Annotated in this window: 13 protein-coding genes; 4 read left to right on the forward strand and 9 right to left on the reverse strand. The window is 73.2% G+C overall.

The window, feature by feature from the left end; genetic code table 11:
• Window positions 1-41 precede the first annotated feature (41 nt).
• Window positions 42-1,283 carry a cytochrome P450 gene (locus tag IEZ27_RS06700; protein ID WP_189646387.1) on the forward strand — a complete coding sequence of 414 codons (1,242 nt, stop codon included), beginning with the start codon at window positions 42-44 and terminating at the stop codon, window positions 1,281-1,283.
• 12 nt (window positions 1,284-1,295) lie between these two features.
• Here the strand turns inward: IEZ27_RS06700 and IEZ27_RS06705 are convergent, their stop codons facing one another.
• The 3 genes from IEZ27_RS06705 to IEZ27_RS06715 are packed head-to-tail and all read right to left on the reverse strand — an operon-like array spanning window position 1,296 to window position 3,519.
• Window positions 1,296-2,153 (reverse strand): ABC transporter permease, encoded by an 858-nt coding sequence (locus IEZ27_RS06705; protein WP_125635339.1) that lies wholly within the window; start codon window positions 2,151-2,153, stop codon window positions 1,296-1,298.
• The gene (locus IEZ27_RS06710) at window positions 2,150-3,106 is read right to left on the reverse strand and encodes an ABC transporter ATP-binding protein (protein WP_189646388.1); all 957 of its coding nucleotides are present in this window, start codon (window positions 3,104-3,106) and stop codon (window positions 2,150-2,152) included. The genes IEZ27_RS06705 and IEZ27_RS06710 overlap by 4 nt, the downstream gene beginning before the upstream one ends.
• A 41-nt stretch (window positions 3,107-3,147) precedes the next feature.
• The gene (locus tag IEZ27_RS06715) at window positions 3,148-3,519 is read right to left on the reverse strand and encodes a hypothetical protein (RefSeq protein ID WP_221762182.1); all 372 of its coding nucleotides are present in this window, start codon (window positions 3,517-3,519) and stop codon (window positions 3,148-3,150) included.
• A gap of 305 nt (window positions 3,520-3,824) precedes the next feature.
• Here IEZ27_RS06715 and IEZ27_RS06720 point away from each other — a divergent pair, with 305 nt between their 5' ends.
• From IEZ27_RS06720 to IEZ27_RS06730, 3 genes are read left to right on the forward strand one after another with little or no spacing between them, the layout of a single operon-like run.
• On the forward strand, window positions 3,825-5,081 hold the full coding sequence (locus tag IEZ27_RS06720) for a cytochrome P450 (protein WP_189646389.1): 1,257 nt from the start codon (window positions 3,825-3,827) through the stop codon (window positions 5,079-5,081).
• On the forward strand, window positions 5,078-5,935 hold the full coding sequence (locus tag IEZ27_RS06725; protein WP_189646390.1) for a class I SAM-dependent methyltransferase: 858 nt from the start codon (window positions 5,078-5,080) through the stop codon (window positions 5,933-5,935). Before IEZ27_RS06720 ends, IEZ27_RS06725 begins: the two co-directional genes overlap by 4 nt.
• Window positions 5,932-6,117, forward strand: coding sequence for a hypothetical protein (locus tag IEZ27_RS06730; protein ID WP_189646391.1), 186 nt, complete (start codon window positions 5,932-5,934; stop codon window positions 6,115-6,117). Before IEZ27_RS06725 ends, IEZ27_RS06730 begins: the two co-directional genes overlap by 4 nt.
• A 21-nt stretch (window positions 6,118-6,138) precedes the next feature.
• On the opposite strand, the gene IEZ27_RS06735 is transcribed toward IEZ27_RS06730, so the two are convergent.
• The 6 genes from IEZ27_RS06735 to IEZ27_RS06760 all read right to left on the reverse strand — a co-directional run bounded on the left by IEZ27_RS06735 (window position 6,139) and on the right by IEZ27_RS06760 (window position 14,483).
• Window positions 6,139-6,483: a YciI family protein gene (locus tag IEZ27_RS06735; RefSeq protein ID WP_125635349.1), complete on the reverse strand. Its 345-nt coding sequence runs from the start codon at window positions 6,481-6,483 to the stop codon at window positions 6,139-6,141.
• 69 nt (window positions 6,484-6,552) lie between these two features.
• Entirely contained in the window at window positions 6,553-6,879 is a 327-nt protein-coding gene (locus IEZ27_RS06740) for a YciI family protein (RefSeq protein ID WP_189646392.1), read from the reverse strand.
• Between the two features lie 19 nt (window positions 6,880-6,898).
• Window positions 6,899-9,847 (reverse strand): NHLP bacteriocin export ABC transporter permease/ATPase subunit, encoded by a 2,949-nt coding sequence (locus IEZ27_RS06745; RefSeq protein ID WP_189646393.1) that lies wholly within the window; start codon window positions 9,845-9,847, stop codon window positions 6,899-6,901.
• A 55-nt stretch (window positions 9,848-9,902) separates the two neighbouring features.
• A complete protein-coding gene (locus IEZ27_RS06750) occupies window positions 9,903-12,248 on the reverse strand; it encodes an NHLP family bacteriocin export ABC transporter peptidase/permease/ATPase subunit (protein WP_189646394.1) in 2,346 nt (781 codons plus the stop codon).
• A 42-nt stretch (window positions 12,249-12,290) separates the two neighbouring features.
• Entirely contained in the window at window positions 12,291-13,103 is an 813-nt protein-coding gene (locus IEZ27_RS06755) for an HlyD family efflux transporter periplasmic adaptor subunit (RefSeq protein WP_125635357.1), read from the reverse strand.
• A 39-nt stretch (window positions 13,104-13,142) separates the two neighbouring features.
• Complete coding sequence (locus IEZ27_RS06760) at window positions 13,143-14,483, reverse strand: SagB family peptide dehydrogenase (protein ID WP_189646395.1); 1,341 nt, start codon at window positions 14,481-14,483, stop codon at window positions 13,143-13,145.
• Between the last annotated feature and the right edge of the window lie 5 nt (window positions 14,484-14,488).

Genomic DNA, 14,488 nt, shown 5'->3' on the forward strand with positions numbered 1-14,488 from the left:
TCTGTAGTAGTTTGTCCTCGGCCTGATCATGAGGAGACGCGATGACGGCACCCCGCACGCTGCCCGGCCACTTAGCACACCCGTTCTCTCCTCGCGGGCGGCTCGACCCGTATCCGGCGTACCGCTGGCTGCGCGAGAACGACCCCGTGCACTTCGACGTCACCTCGCGCATGTGGTTGCTGACCGCGCACGCCGACTGCGCGCTCGCCCTGCGCGACCCGCGCTTCTCGGCCGCCCTCGGGCAGCGCGAGCGGGTCAGGGACGACGAGCTGCCGCCCTCGATGCTGACCACCGATCCCCCCGAGCACCAGCGCCTGCGCTCGCCCGGCGCCCTGCTGATGGGCCCGGCCGCGATCCGCGGCATCGCCGCCGGCATCGAGGCCGAGATCGACGCGGTGCTCGACGGCCTGGCCACCCGCGCCGCGAACGGGCCCGCGGGCGACGCCGCGAACGCGAGCGGGTCCGCGGGCGGGGGCATGATCGAGGCCACGGCCGACCTCGGCGAGCCGCTGGCCACCGGCGTGCTGGCCAGGCTGTTCGGGTTGCCGCCCGCCGACGTGCCCGCCTTCGCCGCGCTGGCCGACCGCGTCTCGGTCAACCTCGACCCGCTGGCCGGGGCGCAGGCCGCCGCGGCCGGGCGGGCCGCCATGGGCGAGCTCACCCGCTTCCTCGGCGAGCGTGCCGACGCCGCCGCCGCCACCGCGAACGAGCCGGGCGGCTCGCCCTTCGGACGGCTGGCCGCCGACGACCGGCTGACCAGGGCCGAGACGCTCGGCATCGCCGCGCTCACGGTCGTCGGCGGATGGAAGCCGCTGGCCGAGATGGTGGGAAACGCGCTCCACTGGCTGCTGCCGCGCAAGGAGGCCGCCGACCTGATCAGGCACGGCGGCCAGGAGGTGGCCGTATCGGCCGTGGACGAGCTGTTGCGGCTGGAGTCGCCGATCCCGTTCACGGCCAGGGTGACCACCGAGGCGGTCACCCTGGACGGCGGCGTGATCCCGGCGGGCGCGAGGGTGCTGGCCCTGGTCGGGGCGGCCAACCGCGACCCCGCCGTGTTCGACGGGCCCGACGAGCTGCTGGTCACCCGCTCGCCCAACCCCCATCTGGCCTTCGGCGCGGGCACCCACCTGTGCCTGGGCGCGCCGCTGGTCAGACAGGCCGGCGGGCTGCTGCTGAGCGGGCTGCTCGGCCGGTATCCCGGGCTGCGCCCGGCGGGCGAGCCGCCCACGTGGGCCCCGGGCCTGGTGCCCAGGCGGCTGACCGGCTTCACCCTCGCCATCTGAGCCCCTCCCCGGCTAGCGGACGTTGGCGCCGCGCCAGCGGAAGGTCAGCAGGCTCAGCACCAGCGCCGCCAGGCACCAGGCGCCCAGCACCGCGGCGGTACGGCCCAGCTCCCACGTGCCCGCGGGCTCCACCACCGCGAAGTCGGCCGGCAGGAACACCGAGCGCAGGCCCTGCGTCATCCACTTCAGCGGGAAGAACGCCGCCAGGCTCTGCATCCAGGCCGGCAGCTCGCTGTAGGGGAAGAACACCCCGGAGATGAACTGCAGCACCAGGAACGGCAGCGTGACGATCGCCGCGGCCGAGCGGGCGTTCGGGATGATCGCGCTGAAGGCCACCGCCAGCAGCGAGCAGGACGTAGCCCCGAGCAGCAGCACCCACGCGAACGTGAGCCAGTGGCCGGCGTCCGGCGGCAGCGGCAGGCGGAACAGCGCGACGCCGACGGCCAGCAGGATCGCCGCCTCCAGGATCCCGGTCACCACCACCCGGACGATCTTGCCGACGAAGTAGGCCGTCTTCGGCATCGGCGAGGAGGCCAGGCGGCGGATCATGCCGTTGTCCCGCTCGATCGCGATGTTGATCGCCAGGCCGTTGAAGCTGACGCTCATGATGCCGCAGGCGATGATCCCGGCCACGAACATCTGCTTGAAGTCGGTGTGCGTGCCGGGGACCGTGCCGGAGAAGATCGAGCCGAGCACCAGCAGCAACACGATCGGCAGCAGCAGCGTGAAGAACAGCGACTGCCGGTTGCGGAAGAACGACTTCAGCTCCACCGACGAGCGGGCCGCCGAGGCCCGCCACAGTCCCGAGCCGCCGCCGGAGGCACGTACGGGACGGCCCTGACCGGCCACGATCGCGTTCGAGCTGGTCATGACTGGGCCCCCTGGTTCTCGCGGATCAGCTTGAGATAGACGTCCTCCAGCGTGGGCCGGTGGACGCGCAGGTCGGGCAGCTCGCCCGCGCCCGCGTCCGCCGCCCACGGCAGCAGCGCGGCCAGGACCCGCGTCGGCGTGTGGCTCAGCAGCGTCAGCGTGCCGCCGGGCACCCCGGGAACGCCCGACGGGTCGAGCGCGGTGCCCGGCGGCAGGTCCGGCAGCTCGGCCGCGCTCAGCTCGGCGGTCAGGGTGAAGCTCACCGTGGCGGGTGTGTCACGCCGGCCGCCCAGCTCGCTCACGGGCCCGGTCTCGACGATGCGGCCGGCCACGATCACCGCCGCCCGCTGCGCCAGGGCCTCCACCTCGTCCAGGTAGTGGGTGGTCAGCACGGTCGTCTTGCCCTGGTCGGCGAAGAAGCGGACCAGGTCCCACGCCTCCATCCGGGCCTCCGGGTCCAGCCCGGTGGTCGGCTCGTCCAGAAAGATCAGGTCGGGGTCGCCGACGACGCCGACGGCCACGTCCAGGCGGCGCAACTGGCCGCCCGAGAGCGTCTGGGCCTGCTTGCACTCCTGCGCGCCGAGGCCCACCATGTCGATGACCTGCGCCGCGGGCAGCGGCGCGGGGTAGAAGGCGGCGAAGTGCTCGACGACCTCGCGGACGGTCAGGTCCGCGTAGGCGCCCGTCGTCTGCGGCACGATGCCGAGCCGCGCCCGCCATCGCGGGGCGTCCTCGGCCGGGTCACGGCCGAGGACCCGCACGTCGCCGCCCGAACGCCTGCGCACGCCTTCGAGGATCTCGACCGTGGTCGTCTTGCCCGCGCCGTTGGGGCCGAGTAAGGCGAACACCTCTCCGGGACGAACATCCAGGTCCACACTCTGAAGGATGAGACTGGGACCGTACTGCTTGCGCAGCCCCCGTACGTGGATGGGGTTCGCCTGGTCGTCGGACATGATCTCCTCTACCTCCTCTTGGGCGTGCGTGGCTCCCGGCGTCAGGTGCAGCAGCAGCAGGGGCAGCAGCAGCAGTTGACGTCGCCGGCCGCGATCGAGTCGAGGTCGCCCTCGCTCAGCTCCGCCATGTCGATCTGCGGCGTCTCGGGGATGTGGAACTCGAACGTGCCCGTCTCCAGGCCGCGCTCCCACAGCGAGACCTGCACGTCGAGGTTGGTGTCGTGGTGGCCGTCGGGGACGTTGCGCACGAGGGCGATCTGGGCGCCCGCGGGAACCTCCAGGCCGGCCTCGGCCAGCGCCTCGCGCGGGTTGCTGTCGAGCTTCGCCGAGAATTCCTCGCTCGACCACGCGGTGATCAGGACTCGCGTGTAGGCGTTGACGAATTCGGTCCGCTCTCTGGGGTTCAGGGCCATTGTGTCCTCCTGGAGCTTTTCCCCTTCGGCGCGGTGCGCCGTCTCGGAACGGAGTCTTACACAGCCGAATTCGGAGTGCCTAGACTTAATTTCCGGGGCTCCGGATTAAGTATTGAGAGCCCTCTGCTTAAAAGGTACTCTGCAAATACGCCGACCGGAACAATACGAAGCGATATACGTATTCGGTGGCCGGAAATGCGTATCGGAATATTCGTTTGCGTAAGCCATCGGGAGAACCCATGTCCGGGACGTACGTATCCCCCCGGGTGCCGCCGGGACCGGCCGGAACCCAGAGCCTGAGGGCCATGCGCGACGCTCCGCTGGAGTTCGTCACCGCGATGGCCGCCCACGGCGACGTCACCCGCCACGACGCGGACGGCGAGCCGGTCTACATGCTGCACCGCCCCGACCTGGCCAGGCACGTGCTGAAGGAGAACGGCGCCGCCTACACCAAGGACCGCACACCGGACGACGACATGCTCCGCCCACTGCTCGGCAACGGCCTGCTGACCAGCAACGGCGCCGAATGGGCGGCCCAGCGGCGGATGTGCGCCCCGGCGTTCAGACCGGCCGAGGTGGACCGGTTCGACCGGGTCATCGTGGAGGCGGCCGAGCACCTGGTGGCGCACTGGGACGGCGGCCGGCCCGTACGCGTCGACCACGACCTGACCTCGCTCACCCTGACCGTGATCGTGAAGGCCATGCTGGGCACCGACATCGGCGTCGCGGGCGAGGGCTTCGGCCGCGCCGTGGACGCGGTCAACCGCTTCATCGGCCACTACGTACCCAGCGACGACCCCGACCCGGCGGACACGGCCGCGCGCTACGCCGGCTTCCACCGGGCGCGGACCTTCCTCGACCGGGTCACCAGGGTCATCATCGCCGCCCGCCGGGCCGGCGGCGCGGGCGACGACCTGCTCGGCGCGATGCTGGCCGAGGGGCACACGATGTCCGACGCCGACCTGCGCGACCAGGTGCTGACGATCATCATGGCCGGGCACGAGACCACCGCCAAGTCGCTGACCTGGACGCTCTACCTGCTCGACCGGAACCCGGAGGCGGCGCGGGCCGTGCACGCCGAGATCGACGAGGTGCTGGAGGGCCGGTCGCCGACCGCCGCCGACCTGCCGAGGTTGCGCCGGTGCCGGCAGGCCGTCCAGGAGGCCATGCGGCTCTACCCGCCGGTCTGGCTGATCTCGCGGCGCGGGACGGCCGACGACGTGCTGGACGGGTACGACGTACCGGCCGGGTCGCTGGTGTGCGTCAGCCCGTGGGTGTTGCACCGGGATCCGAGGTATTGGGCGGAGCCGGATGCGTACCGGCCCGAACGGTTCGACCCCGACCGGGCCGCGCGGCTGCTCAGCCACCAGTACCTGCCCTTCGGCGGCGGGCCGCGCATCTGCGTCGGGCGGCACTTCGCGCTGGTGGAGGCCACGCTCGTGCTCGCCGTCATCCTGCGCGGGCTGCGTATGGAGCTGGTGGCGGGCTTCCCCGTCGAGCCCGAGGCGCTGGTCACGCTGCGGCCCAGGCACGGCCTGATGATGATCCCGAGGCCCCGGTGAGCGCCCCGACGAGCGCGGCGGCCACCGGCTCCTACGACGTCGCGAACACCACGTGGGGCGGCGTGGCCGGCGAGCTGGCCCGGCTGGAGGCCCAGGCGGCGCTCTCCTTCGAGGAGGAACTGCGCATCATGCGCGACCTCGGGCTGACCCGCGAGGGCCCGCTGCTGGAGCTGGGCGCCGGCTCCGGCGCGGTCACCCGCAGGCTGCGCGCCGCCGAGCCGCGGCTGCCGGTCATCGCCCTCGACGTGGACGCCGGGCTGCTGCGCAACGCGGGCGGCTGCGGCGCCCCGCTGGTCACCGCCGACGGTGCCCGGCTGCCGTTGCGTACCGGCAGCGTGGGCGGCGTACTGCTGCGGTACGTACTCCAGCACGTGCGCGACCCGGCGCCCGTCCTGGCCGAGGCGCTGCGCGTGCTGCGTCCCGGGGGCCGGATCGTGGTCGTCGAGGTCGACAGCATGCTCTGGGGCCTGGCCGATCCGATGTACCCCGAGCTCGCCTCCGTCCACGCGACCATGGCCCAGGCCCAGCGCGGCGCCGGGGGAGACCGCCAGATCGGCAGGAAGCTCACCCGGCTGCTGCGCGGCGGCGGGTTCGACGACGTGGTGCTGCGCCCGTTCGCCACCACCAACGACACCCATCCCACCGCGGCCTTCGCCCCGCACCTGGGGCCCGAACGCCTGGCGCCGCTCGTCGCCTCGGGCGCGCTGCCGATGTCGGGCCTCGCCCTGGCGGCCGACCGCTGGCGGCGTTTCCTGGCCGACCCGGACGCCTGGGTCATGCTGCTCGGCTTCGTCGTCGCCGGGACCGCACCGTACGGCCCGGCTCAGCACTCACCGGAAGGAAGCACGTCATGAGTCCGTTCTGGAAGATCTTCATCGCGATCTTCAGCTACATCAGCGCGATCGTCGGCCTCGGCCTGGCCGTCGTGAACGCCAGCGAGAAGCCCCCCGCGACCTCGCTGGCCATCGTCTACGGCGCCGCCGGGCTGCTGTTCCTGGCCGTCGGCGTGCTGCTCAGCCGCAGAGCCCGCTACTGAAGGAACCCACGGGAGACGGCCTCAGGAGGCCGGGTCACAGGGCCGCACCTCGACGATGTCGCCGGGCGCGTACGGCATCTTGCGCGCCCACGACTCGGCCTCCTCGGCGGACTGGACCTCGATGACCCAGATGCCGCCGATCTGCTCCCGCCCGACCGCGTACGGCCCCGCGACGGCGGGCCCGTCGGGCCTGACCAGCTTGCCCTCCCGCGACCTGGTCAGCCCGGCGCCGTACTTGACCTTGACCCCCGCCATCGCCATCGCCCGGCCGAACTGGCGATGGGCCTCGGCCATCCGCTCCCGCTCGCTCTCGCTGAAGGCGTCCCAGAGCATCTCGTCGCCGTGGATCAGCAGCACGAAGTCCATGAGTCGTCTACCTCCCTGTGGGTTCTGCCCCAAAGGCGTGGTGGGGCGCGGGCAGAGCCCCGGTTGGCACTATCGTGACATCCTTCCACGGTCGCAGCGCCGTAACTCGACCCGGTCGCCCGGCCCGGCCGGCAGGCGCCCGGCCCACTCCAGCGCCGCCTCCTCCGACGGCAGGTCCAGGATCCACATGCCGCCCAGCTCGGGACGGCCGTCCTCGCGCGGATCGCCCTTCGCCGCGTCCGGGCGGGCCAGCCGGGCGCCGAACACCACCGTGACCCCGGCCTCCCGCAGCTCCCGCCCGAAGTCGAGGTAGGCGGAGTACAACGCGGTGCGGTCCTGCTCCGACAGCTCCGCCCAGGCCCGTTCCGGCCCGTGGATCAGCAGCGCGAACTCCATGACGGCTCCTCCCGTGCGCTCACATCTGCCGCCGCGCCAGCCGCGCGAACAGCCCCTGCTCGTCGGTCAGCAGCTCGTCGTACGTCCCCTGCTGGACGATGCGGCCGCCGTCGAGCACCAGGATCTTGTCGGCGTCCCGGACGGTGGACAGCCGGTGGGCGATGACCACGCGGGTGGCGTTGAGCCGGCGGGTGCTCTCGGCGATGACGTTCTGGGCGGGGTTGTCCAGGGCGCTGGTCGCCTCGTCGAAGAAGACGATGCGGGGGCGCGAGACCAGCGCCCTGGCGATCATGATGCGCTGGCGCTGGCCGCCGGAGAGCGTGTTCGTGCCCTCCGACAGGACGGTGTGCATGCCCATCGGCATGGCCGTGATGTCGTCGGCGATGCCGGCCATCGCGGCGGCGTCCCAGGCGTCGTCGATCGTGTGGTTCGTGCTGCCGACGATGTTCTGCCTGATGTCGCCGGCCAGCAGCGCGCCGTTCTGCAGCACCACGCCGCACTGCCGGCGCACCGCGCCGAGGTCCAGCTCGCCCAGGTCCTGGCCGTCGTACAGGACCGAGCCGACGTCGGGCTGCTCGAAGCCGAGCAGCAGGCGCAGGACCGTGGACTTCCCGCTGCCGGTCGGGCCCACGATCGCGACGAACTCGCCGGGCTCGATCGACAGGTCGATGTCGGTGAGCACCGCGGGGCCGTCCTCGCCGTACCGGAAGGAGACCCGGGACAGGCTGACGCGGCCCGACAGGTCGCCGGGGTCGGCCTTGCCCGCGTGGTCCTCCGGCTCGGCCTCCAGCACCGGGGCCAGCTTCTCCAGCATCGGCACGACGCCCATGGCCGTGATCGCCGCGCCGGTGAACTGCAACACCGAGGCGATGAGCAGGTTGAACGCGGCGAAGAAGGCCAGGAACGCGCTGATCGGGAGCTGCCCGCGCAGCGGCCCGGCCGCCACGGCGAAGATCACCACCGAGCAGACCAGCGGGAACCCGGCGTTGAAGGTGGTGACCACGTTCTGCAGCCGCCGGGCCGAGGCCGAGGTCGTCCTGGTCGCCATGAAGTCCCGCGTCCACACGCCGAACGCCTGGTCCTCCGCGGCGGCCACGCGCAGCTTGGGCACCGCCGACAGGAGCTGGAACACCCGCGAGGACAGCCGCTGCTCCTGCTCGTACAGGCGGCGTTGCAGGCGTACCTCGAAGAAGCCGGCGACCGCGCACACCAGCACGCCGGCCAGCACCAGCAGGGTCGCCAGCAGCGCCAGGCCGACGTCGTAGACGTACACCAGCGCCAGGTTGGCCAGCCCGCCGAACAGCCCCAGCGTCGCGGTGGTCATCACGCCCGACAACGTCTCCTGGGCCGTGCTCACGCCCAGCACGGTCGTGCCCAGCTCGCCGGTGGAGTAGCGGCCGAAGAACGTGACGGGCAGCGACAGCAGCCGCGTCCACGCCCCGGCCTGCACGCGGGCCGACGAACGGCCCTCGATGCGCAGGGCGGCGACGTTCTGCACGATCGACAGCGCCCCCGCCACCAGCGCGCCGCCGATCACCAGCGCCGCGCCCTGCACGATGAGGTCGCGCTCGGCCCGCTGCACGAACGTCCCCAGCACCAGCCCCGTCATCGCGGGCACGAGCAGCCCGATGACCGCCACCAGCGTGCCCAGGGAGGCCAGCACCCACAGGTCGCGGCCGTTGCGGGCCAGCCCGAAGCGCAGCAGCCCGGCCACGGTCCGCACCTCGCGCGGCAGCGGCTGGTACAACACCTCGGCCTTGCCGCTCAGCGTGGCGGCCACCGCCTTGGTGACCGGCGTGACGCGGCTGTGGCCGGGCTGGGCGACCACGTACCGCGAGCCGATCGGCAGCAGCGCCACCGGCGTCCCGTCGTCGGCCCGGTAGCCCACCATGGGCCCGATGTCGTGTTTCCACCAGCCGTCGTCCAGCCGGACCGAGCGCGTACGCACCCCCGACGCCAGCGCGACGGCCTGCAGCGGGTCGGCGCCCCGCGCCTGGCCCGGCGGCGGCGCGGTCACGGTGAACCCGCCGTGCGAGGCCACCAGCCTGGCCGCGGCCAGCGCCGGCGGATCGGCGGTGACGTCGGCCAGGCGCACCTTGGCCTCGGTGTCGCGGACCAGCGTGTCGAAGCTGCGGCGGGCCGCCCGCGTGGCGCCGGACTCGCGTTCCTTGCGCCGCCGCAGAGCCTCCAGCTCCTGCGCGCGCCGCCGCTCGACCCGGCGGTCCACCGTGTAGAGGAACCGGATGGCGTGCTCGACCCAGCGGGCCCAGATCGTCTCGTCGGCCAGGAGCTGCCAGGTGGAACGGGCACGCACGCGGGCGGGGGCGTCGGCGACCAGCCAGTCCCGCTCGGTCACGGCCAGCTCGGCGCCCGCGGTCAGCACGCCCGCCACGCCGTCGGGCATCTCGACCGCGCCCTCCTCGACCGTGATCCACCGTACGCCGTCCACCGACCGGGCCGCGCGCCCGGCGGCCAGCCCGGTGACCGCGTCGGGCAGCAGCGGGACGAACTCGCGCGGCGGCAGCGCGTCCCGCAGGGCGGTGGCCAGCGCGATCATCCCGGCCTCCAGCCCGCGGACGAACTGCCGCACGGCCAGGCCGTACTCGGCGGTCGACATGGTGGCCGAGCGGCTGGTGCCCGACAGCTCGCCCAGCCTGGCCAGCGGGATGCTCGACACCCGCGTGCCGAGCACCGGACGGCCCACGATGCCGTGCTTCGGCCCCCTGGGCGAGCCGGGCAGCAGTGTGCCCTGCCGCACCCGGCACAGGTAGTGCCAGCGGCCGACCGGGCGGCCGCCGTCCAGGCGCACCGCGAACAGGTCGACCGCGCCCTCCTCCACCAGCAGCACCTCGCGCACGCCCGACAACACGAACAGGTTCTCCGCCGAGTAGTCCACCGGTGTGGCGGCGTCGGTGAAGAACGGGGAGAATCCGGCCACCTTCAGCACTGCGTCATCCTCCGTCGTCATCGCGCCGACCCCGTGCACGACCACGCGCACGACGCCGCGCCGTCGTCGTGCGCCCTCATGTCGCGTCGCCGTTCTTGCGTGAGCTTCTGAGCAGCTCGGCGTAGTGGCCGTCGAGCGCCAGCAACTCGGCGTGCCGGCCGCGCTCGACCACCTCGCCGCGGTCGAGCACGATGATCTCGTCGGCGTCGCGGACCGTGGACAGCCGGTGCGCGATGATCAGGCAGCCGCAGCCGCGCCTGCGCAGGTTGTCGGCGATGATCCGCTCGGTCTCCGGGTCCAGGGCGCTGGTCGCCTCGTCCAGGATCAGCAGCGTGGGCCGGACCGACAACGCCCGCGCCAGCTCCAGGCGCTGCCGCTGGCCGCCGCTGAGGTTCCTGCCGCCCTCCAGCACCCGGCTGTTGAGGCCGCCGGGCCGGGCCGCGATCAGGTCGAACAGTGCCGCGTCCCGCAGCGCGGAGACCGCCACCTCGTCGGGCACGTCGTCGCTCCACAACGTCAGGTTGTCCCGCACGGTGCCCTCGAACAGAGTGATGTCCTGGTCCACGTATGCGACGGAGGCGGCGACCACGGCCCTCGGCAGGTCGTCGCGCGGCCGGTCGTCCAGCAGCACCTGGCCGGCGGTCGGCACGTACAGGCCGGCGGCCAGCTTGCCCGCGGTCGACTTGCCGCTGCCCGAGTTGCCGACGATCGCGACGCGGCGGCCGGGCACCACGGTGAACGACAGGTCCCTGATGACGGGGGCGGCGAGCGTGTTGTAGCCGAAGGTCACCGCCGCGAACTCCAGCCGTCCGTCCAGGCGGCCGTTCAGGTCGGGCTCGGCGGCCCCGGCGGTCTCGCGCCGCTCGAACGTCCTGGCCATGGGGTACTTCTCGACGTCGTACAGGCGGCAGATGTCGGCCGAGATGTCCTGGAGCTGGCCGCCGAGGTTGGTGAGCTGCGTGACGGGCCTGGACAGGGCGTTGAGCAACGTCTGGAAGGCCACCAGCATGCCGACGCTGATCACGCCGTCCACCACCCGCAGCCCGCCGATCAGCAGGATGAGCCCGCTGTTGATCCCGGCCAGCAGCGGCGGCACGACGGTCAGCGTGGCCGTGGCCACGCCCAGCCGCTGCTTGGCGGTGACCGCCTTGGCCAGGAACCCCGCCCACCGCTGGAACGCCGTCGGCTCCGCCCCGGTCGCCTTGACCGTCTCCACGAGCTGCAACGTGTTGAACGTCGTCGAGGTCAGGTTCCCCAGGTCGGCCCGCAACGCCGCCACCGCGTCGGTACGCGCCCGCGACACCTGCCGCAACACCAGGATGTTCAGCAGCGCCATCGACACCCCGACGAGCCCGAGCAGCAGGTCGTACCGGATGAGCACGGCCGCGTAGAACAGCACCAGGACGAGGTTCACCAGGGTGACGGCCAGGTCGCGGGAGAGGATCTCGGCGACGCCGTCGTTGGCCTGCACCCGCTTGGCCACCTCGGCCGGACGCCGCTGGAGGAAGAACTCCACGGGCAGTCGCAGCAGATGGCGGAAGAAGCGGGCCGAGCTGACCAGGCTGAGCCGTATCTCCAGGCGCAGCAGGTAGTGCCGCTGCACCGAGGTCAGCACGAACACCACGACCGCGGTGACCCCCATCGCGAACAGCAGCGGCACCAGGTAACCCGGATCGCGCCCGGTCAGGATCCGATCGATGAACACCCGGCTGAACGCCGGCCCGATGATGCCCGGCACTACCAGCAGCAGGCTGGCCAGCAGCACCAGCGGCAGCGCGCGCCCCGACGGCATGCGCCGCGCCAGCAGGGCCTGGCCGACCCGGGTGGGCCGCCCGCCCGGCCGGAAGTCCGGGCCAGGCTCGAACGTCAGCACCACGCCGGTGAACCCGGAGTCGAAGTCGTCCCAGTCGATCATCCGGGGTCCGCCCGCCGGGTCGTTGACCGCGACGGCCTTCCTGCCGAACCGGCTGCGCACCCCCTCCAGGACCATGAAGTGCTGGAACGCCCAGAACACGATGGCCGGCTCGCTCAGCGAGCGCAGGTCGTCCGCCTCCATCTGGAAACCCCGGGCGATCAGCCCGTAGCGGCGGGCGGCGGCCACCACGCTGGACGCCTTCGCGCCGTCGCGGGAGACGCCGCAGGCCGAGCGCAGCTCCTCCAGCGGCACGAACTTGCCGTGGTAGCCCAGGATCATCGCCAGCGAGGCGGCCCCGCACTCCACGGCCTCCATCTGGATCACCGTCGGCGTGCGCCGCCGCCATCTCCACCGCCGCCGTACGGGGGCCGCCGGGGAAGCGGACGCGCCCCCCTTCCCTGGGCCCTTTCCCGGGGTCTTCCCGGGGGCCGGGTCCGCATGCCCCTGCTCGGGGACGCCGGTGGTGGTCACACGTCCCTCCCGGGGGCGCTGGTCGTGGTCACGCATCCCTCCTTCGGCCGGGGAGCGGGGGCGGTCACGCGGCTCACCTCAGCGCCCGAGCAGCAGGTCGAACAGCGTCTGGCTGCCCAGCCCGATCGCGCCGCTGACGGAGACCTGCGACTGCAGGCCCACCGGCGGCCCCTTCCTGGTCGACCAGGCGTAGCCGGACGGCGTCGCCGGATCCCGTACGAGATCGACGATCACCAGCCTGGACGGCGTGTTCCGCAGGTAGCCGCGCGCCGGGTCCTCGCCGCCCACCAGGTCGGCCGCCTGCTCTGTCATCACCGGGTACGCGCTGACCGACTGGACCCGGCCGCGCAGCAGCCCGTACGCGCCGGGCGGCGCCGAGGAGACCGACAGATCGACCGGCTTGCCCGGCACCACGCCCATCGCCCGGTCCACCGGCACGAACAACATGGCCACCAGCCGGTCGCCCGGCGCGTCCGTACGCTCGACGAGCAGCAACTCCTCGCCCTCCCGCACCACGTGCCCGGCCACGGCGGAACCGGCGACCACCCGCCCGGTGAACGGGCTGCGCACCACCCGGTCCGTGCCGCCGTCGGCGGCGATGACCGCCACCGCCTGGCCCTCCCGCACCGCGTCGGCCGGCTGGAGCAACATCGAACGCACGGTCCCGCCGTACGGGCTCTGCAACCGGGCCGTGCCCCCCGGATGGGTCAGCAGGCCCACGGCGGGCACGGTGATCGGCAACCGCCCGGCGAAGAACCACACCCCCGCCGCCACCACGATGATCAGCACCACGAACGTGGCGATCCACCCGCGCGGGGAGGCCAGCAACGTCGGCGAGTCGAGCTCGTCGGGCTCCCGCATCCGCTGCAACGCCTTGAACCGGAACTTCATCGCGCCGTCCCCGCCTGCCGTCGTGCCGTCATGTGCGCCTCACCCCCGGCTGCCGACGATCAGCTCGCCGACGCTGCCCTCGGTCAGGTAGTCCAGTCCGCTGGCCAGCGCGAAGTCGGCGGCGTCCCCGCCGCCCAGCGCGCACACGGCCAGGTCCATGGCCGTTCCGGCCAGGTAGAGCGTCTGGTACAAGACGCCCACGTGCTTGAGCACCAGCGAGTAGCCGATGGTCTCGTACTTCCACATCACCCGGCCGAAGCGGGCGGTGACGGTCAGCACCACCTGCGGATCCCGGGTGAGCTGGGCCGCCGACTTCGCCCGTTCGACCAGCGCCCGTACGGCGGGCGAGGGTGGCGAGACCAGTTCCAGGGCGTGCCCGGCGGTGTCGTAGTGCCACAAACCCGGCTCGACGCCCCGGCAGGACACGATCAGGGGGTAGACCTCCAGCTCGTGGACCGAGCCGCCGGAGGGGTAGGGCCGGTCGGCCAGCTCCTGCCCGTCGGGCGAGGTGAACACCGCCCGCCGCCGCATCGACCGGTAGAGCAGCTCGCCGAGCTGGGCGAGCGTGATGGGCGCGTCCTGGTCGTGCTCGCGCAGGGAACGGCGGCGCTCCAGCGTGTCGGTCAGGCTCGGGTCGGTCTTGGCCAGCAGTTCCAGGTCGGGGCGCGGCAGCTCGATCCGCTCGCCGGCGAACGGCGGGGGATCGGCGGGCATCGGGCCGAAGCGGGAGGAGAAGGCGTAGGTGCCGCCGTAGCGGCCGGTGTAGCGGGGGCCGCGGCTGTGGGCGTGCAGCCACAGGTCGCGCGGGTGCCACTGCGCCGAGGACAGGTCGCCGTCCTCGGGGCCGGTGGCCAGCACGCCCGCCGCCGCCAGGAACCGCAGCGCCTGCGCGGGGGCGTGCGCGGCCAGGTCCTCAGGGGTGGTCCAGGTGGCCAGCGCGCCGAGCAGCCCGCAGGCGGCGGGCGACAGCTCCACCACCGCCGGGCTGCGCGGGGAGCGTACGGTCAGCACGCCGTCCCCGGCGGTGACGACCGCGAAACGCGACATCCGGACCGGCGTGCCCGCCGCCGGCGCGGGGGCGGGCTCCACCCGGCCGGCCCCGACCGGCCGCAGCCGGGCCCCGCCCGCCGCGTACTCCAGCAGGCCGGCCGCGGACAGGCGGCGGACCAGCAGGTTCCAGCGCAGCAGCCCGGCCTCGCCCACCGTCGCGGCCAGCGCGGTCTCGCCCGCGTCGCCGGCGGCCAGGACCCGCAGGGCGGCCGCGGTCCCGGCGTCGAGGCCGCGCAGCCCGAGCGAGCCGGCCGGCGCGGAGATCCGCACCTCGCCGTCCGTCTCGTTCAGCTCCGCGTCCCGCCGCAGCCGCAGCTTGGTCTCGTCCATGGCCC

The sequence above is a fragment of the Nonomuraea spiralis genome, from assembly GCF_014648435.1.
Lineage (GTDB): Bacteria > Actinomycetota > Actinomycetes > Streptosporangiales > Streptosporangiaceae > Nonomuraea > Nonomuraea spiralis.

Bases quoted from the DNA above. Each gene is read 5' to 3' on its own strand.
- IEZ27_RS06700 (WP_189646387.1), top strand. From the start codon at position 42: ATGACGGCACCCCGCACGCTGCCCGGCCACTTAGCACACCCGTTCTCT.
- IEZ27_RS06705 (WP_125635339.1), bottom strand. From the start codon at position 2,153: ATGACCAGCTCGAACGCGATCGTGGCCGGTCAGGGCCGTCCCGTACGT.
- IEZ27_RS06710 (WP_189646388.1), bottom strand. From the start codon at position 3,106: ATGTCCGACGACCAGGCGAACCCCATCCACGTACGGGGGCTGCGCAAG.
- IEZ27_RS06715 (WP_221762182.1), bottom strand. From the start codon at position 3,519: ATGGCCCTGAACCCCAGAGAGCGGACCGAATTCGTCAACGCCTACACG.
- IEZ27_RS06720 (WP_189646389.1), top strand. From the start codon at position 3,825: ATGCGCGACGCTCCGCTGGAGTTCGTCACCGCGATGGCCGCCCACGGC.
- IEZ27_RS06730 (WP_189646391.1), top strand. From the start codon at position 5,932: ATGAGTCCGTTCTGGAAGATCTTCATCGCGATCTTCAGCTACATCAGC.
- IEZ27_RS06735 (WP_125635349.1), bottom strand. From the start codon at position 6,483: ATGGACTTCGTGCTGCTGATCCACGGCGACGAGATGCTCTGGGACGCC.
- IEZ27_RS06740 (WP_189646392.1), bottom strand. From the start codon at position 6,879: ATGGAGTTCGCGCTGCTGATCCACGGGCCGGAACGGGCCTGGGCGGAG.
- IEZ27_RS06745 (WP_189646393.1), bottom strand. From the start codon at position 9,847: ATGACGACGGAGGATGACGCAGTGCTGAAGGTGGCCGGATTCTCCCCG.
- IEZ27_RS06750 (WP_189646394.1), bottom strand. From the start codon at position 12,248: ATGCGTGACCACGACCAGCGCCCCCGGGAGGGACGTGTGACCACCACC.
- IEZ27_RS06755 (WP_125635357.1), bottom strand. From the start codon at position 13,103: ATGAAGTTCCGGTTCAAGGCGTTGCAGCGGATGCGGGAGCCCGACGAG.
- IEZ27_RS06760 (WP_189646395.1), bottom strand. From the start codon at position 14,483: ATGGACGAGACCAAGCTGCGGCTGCGGCGGGACGCGGAGCTGAACGAG.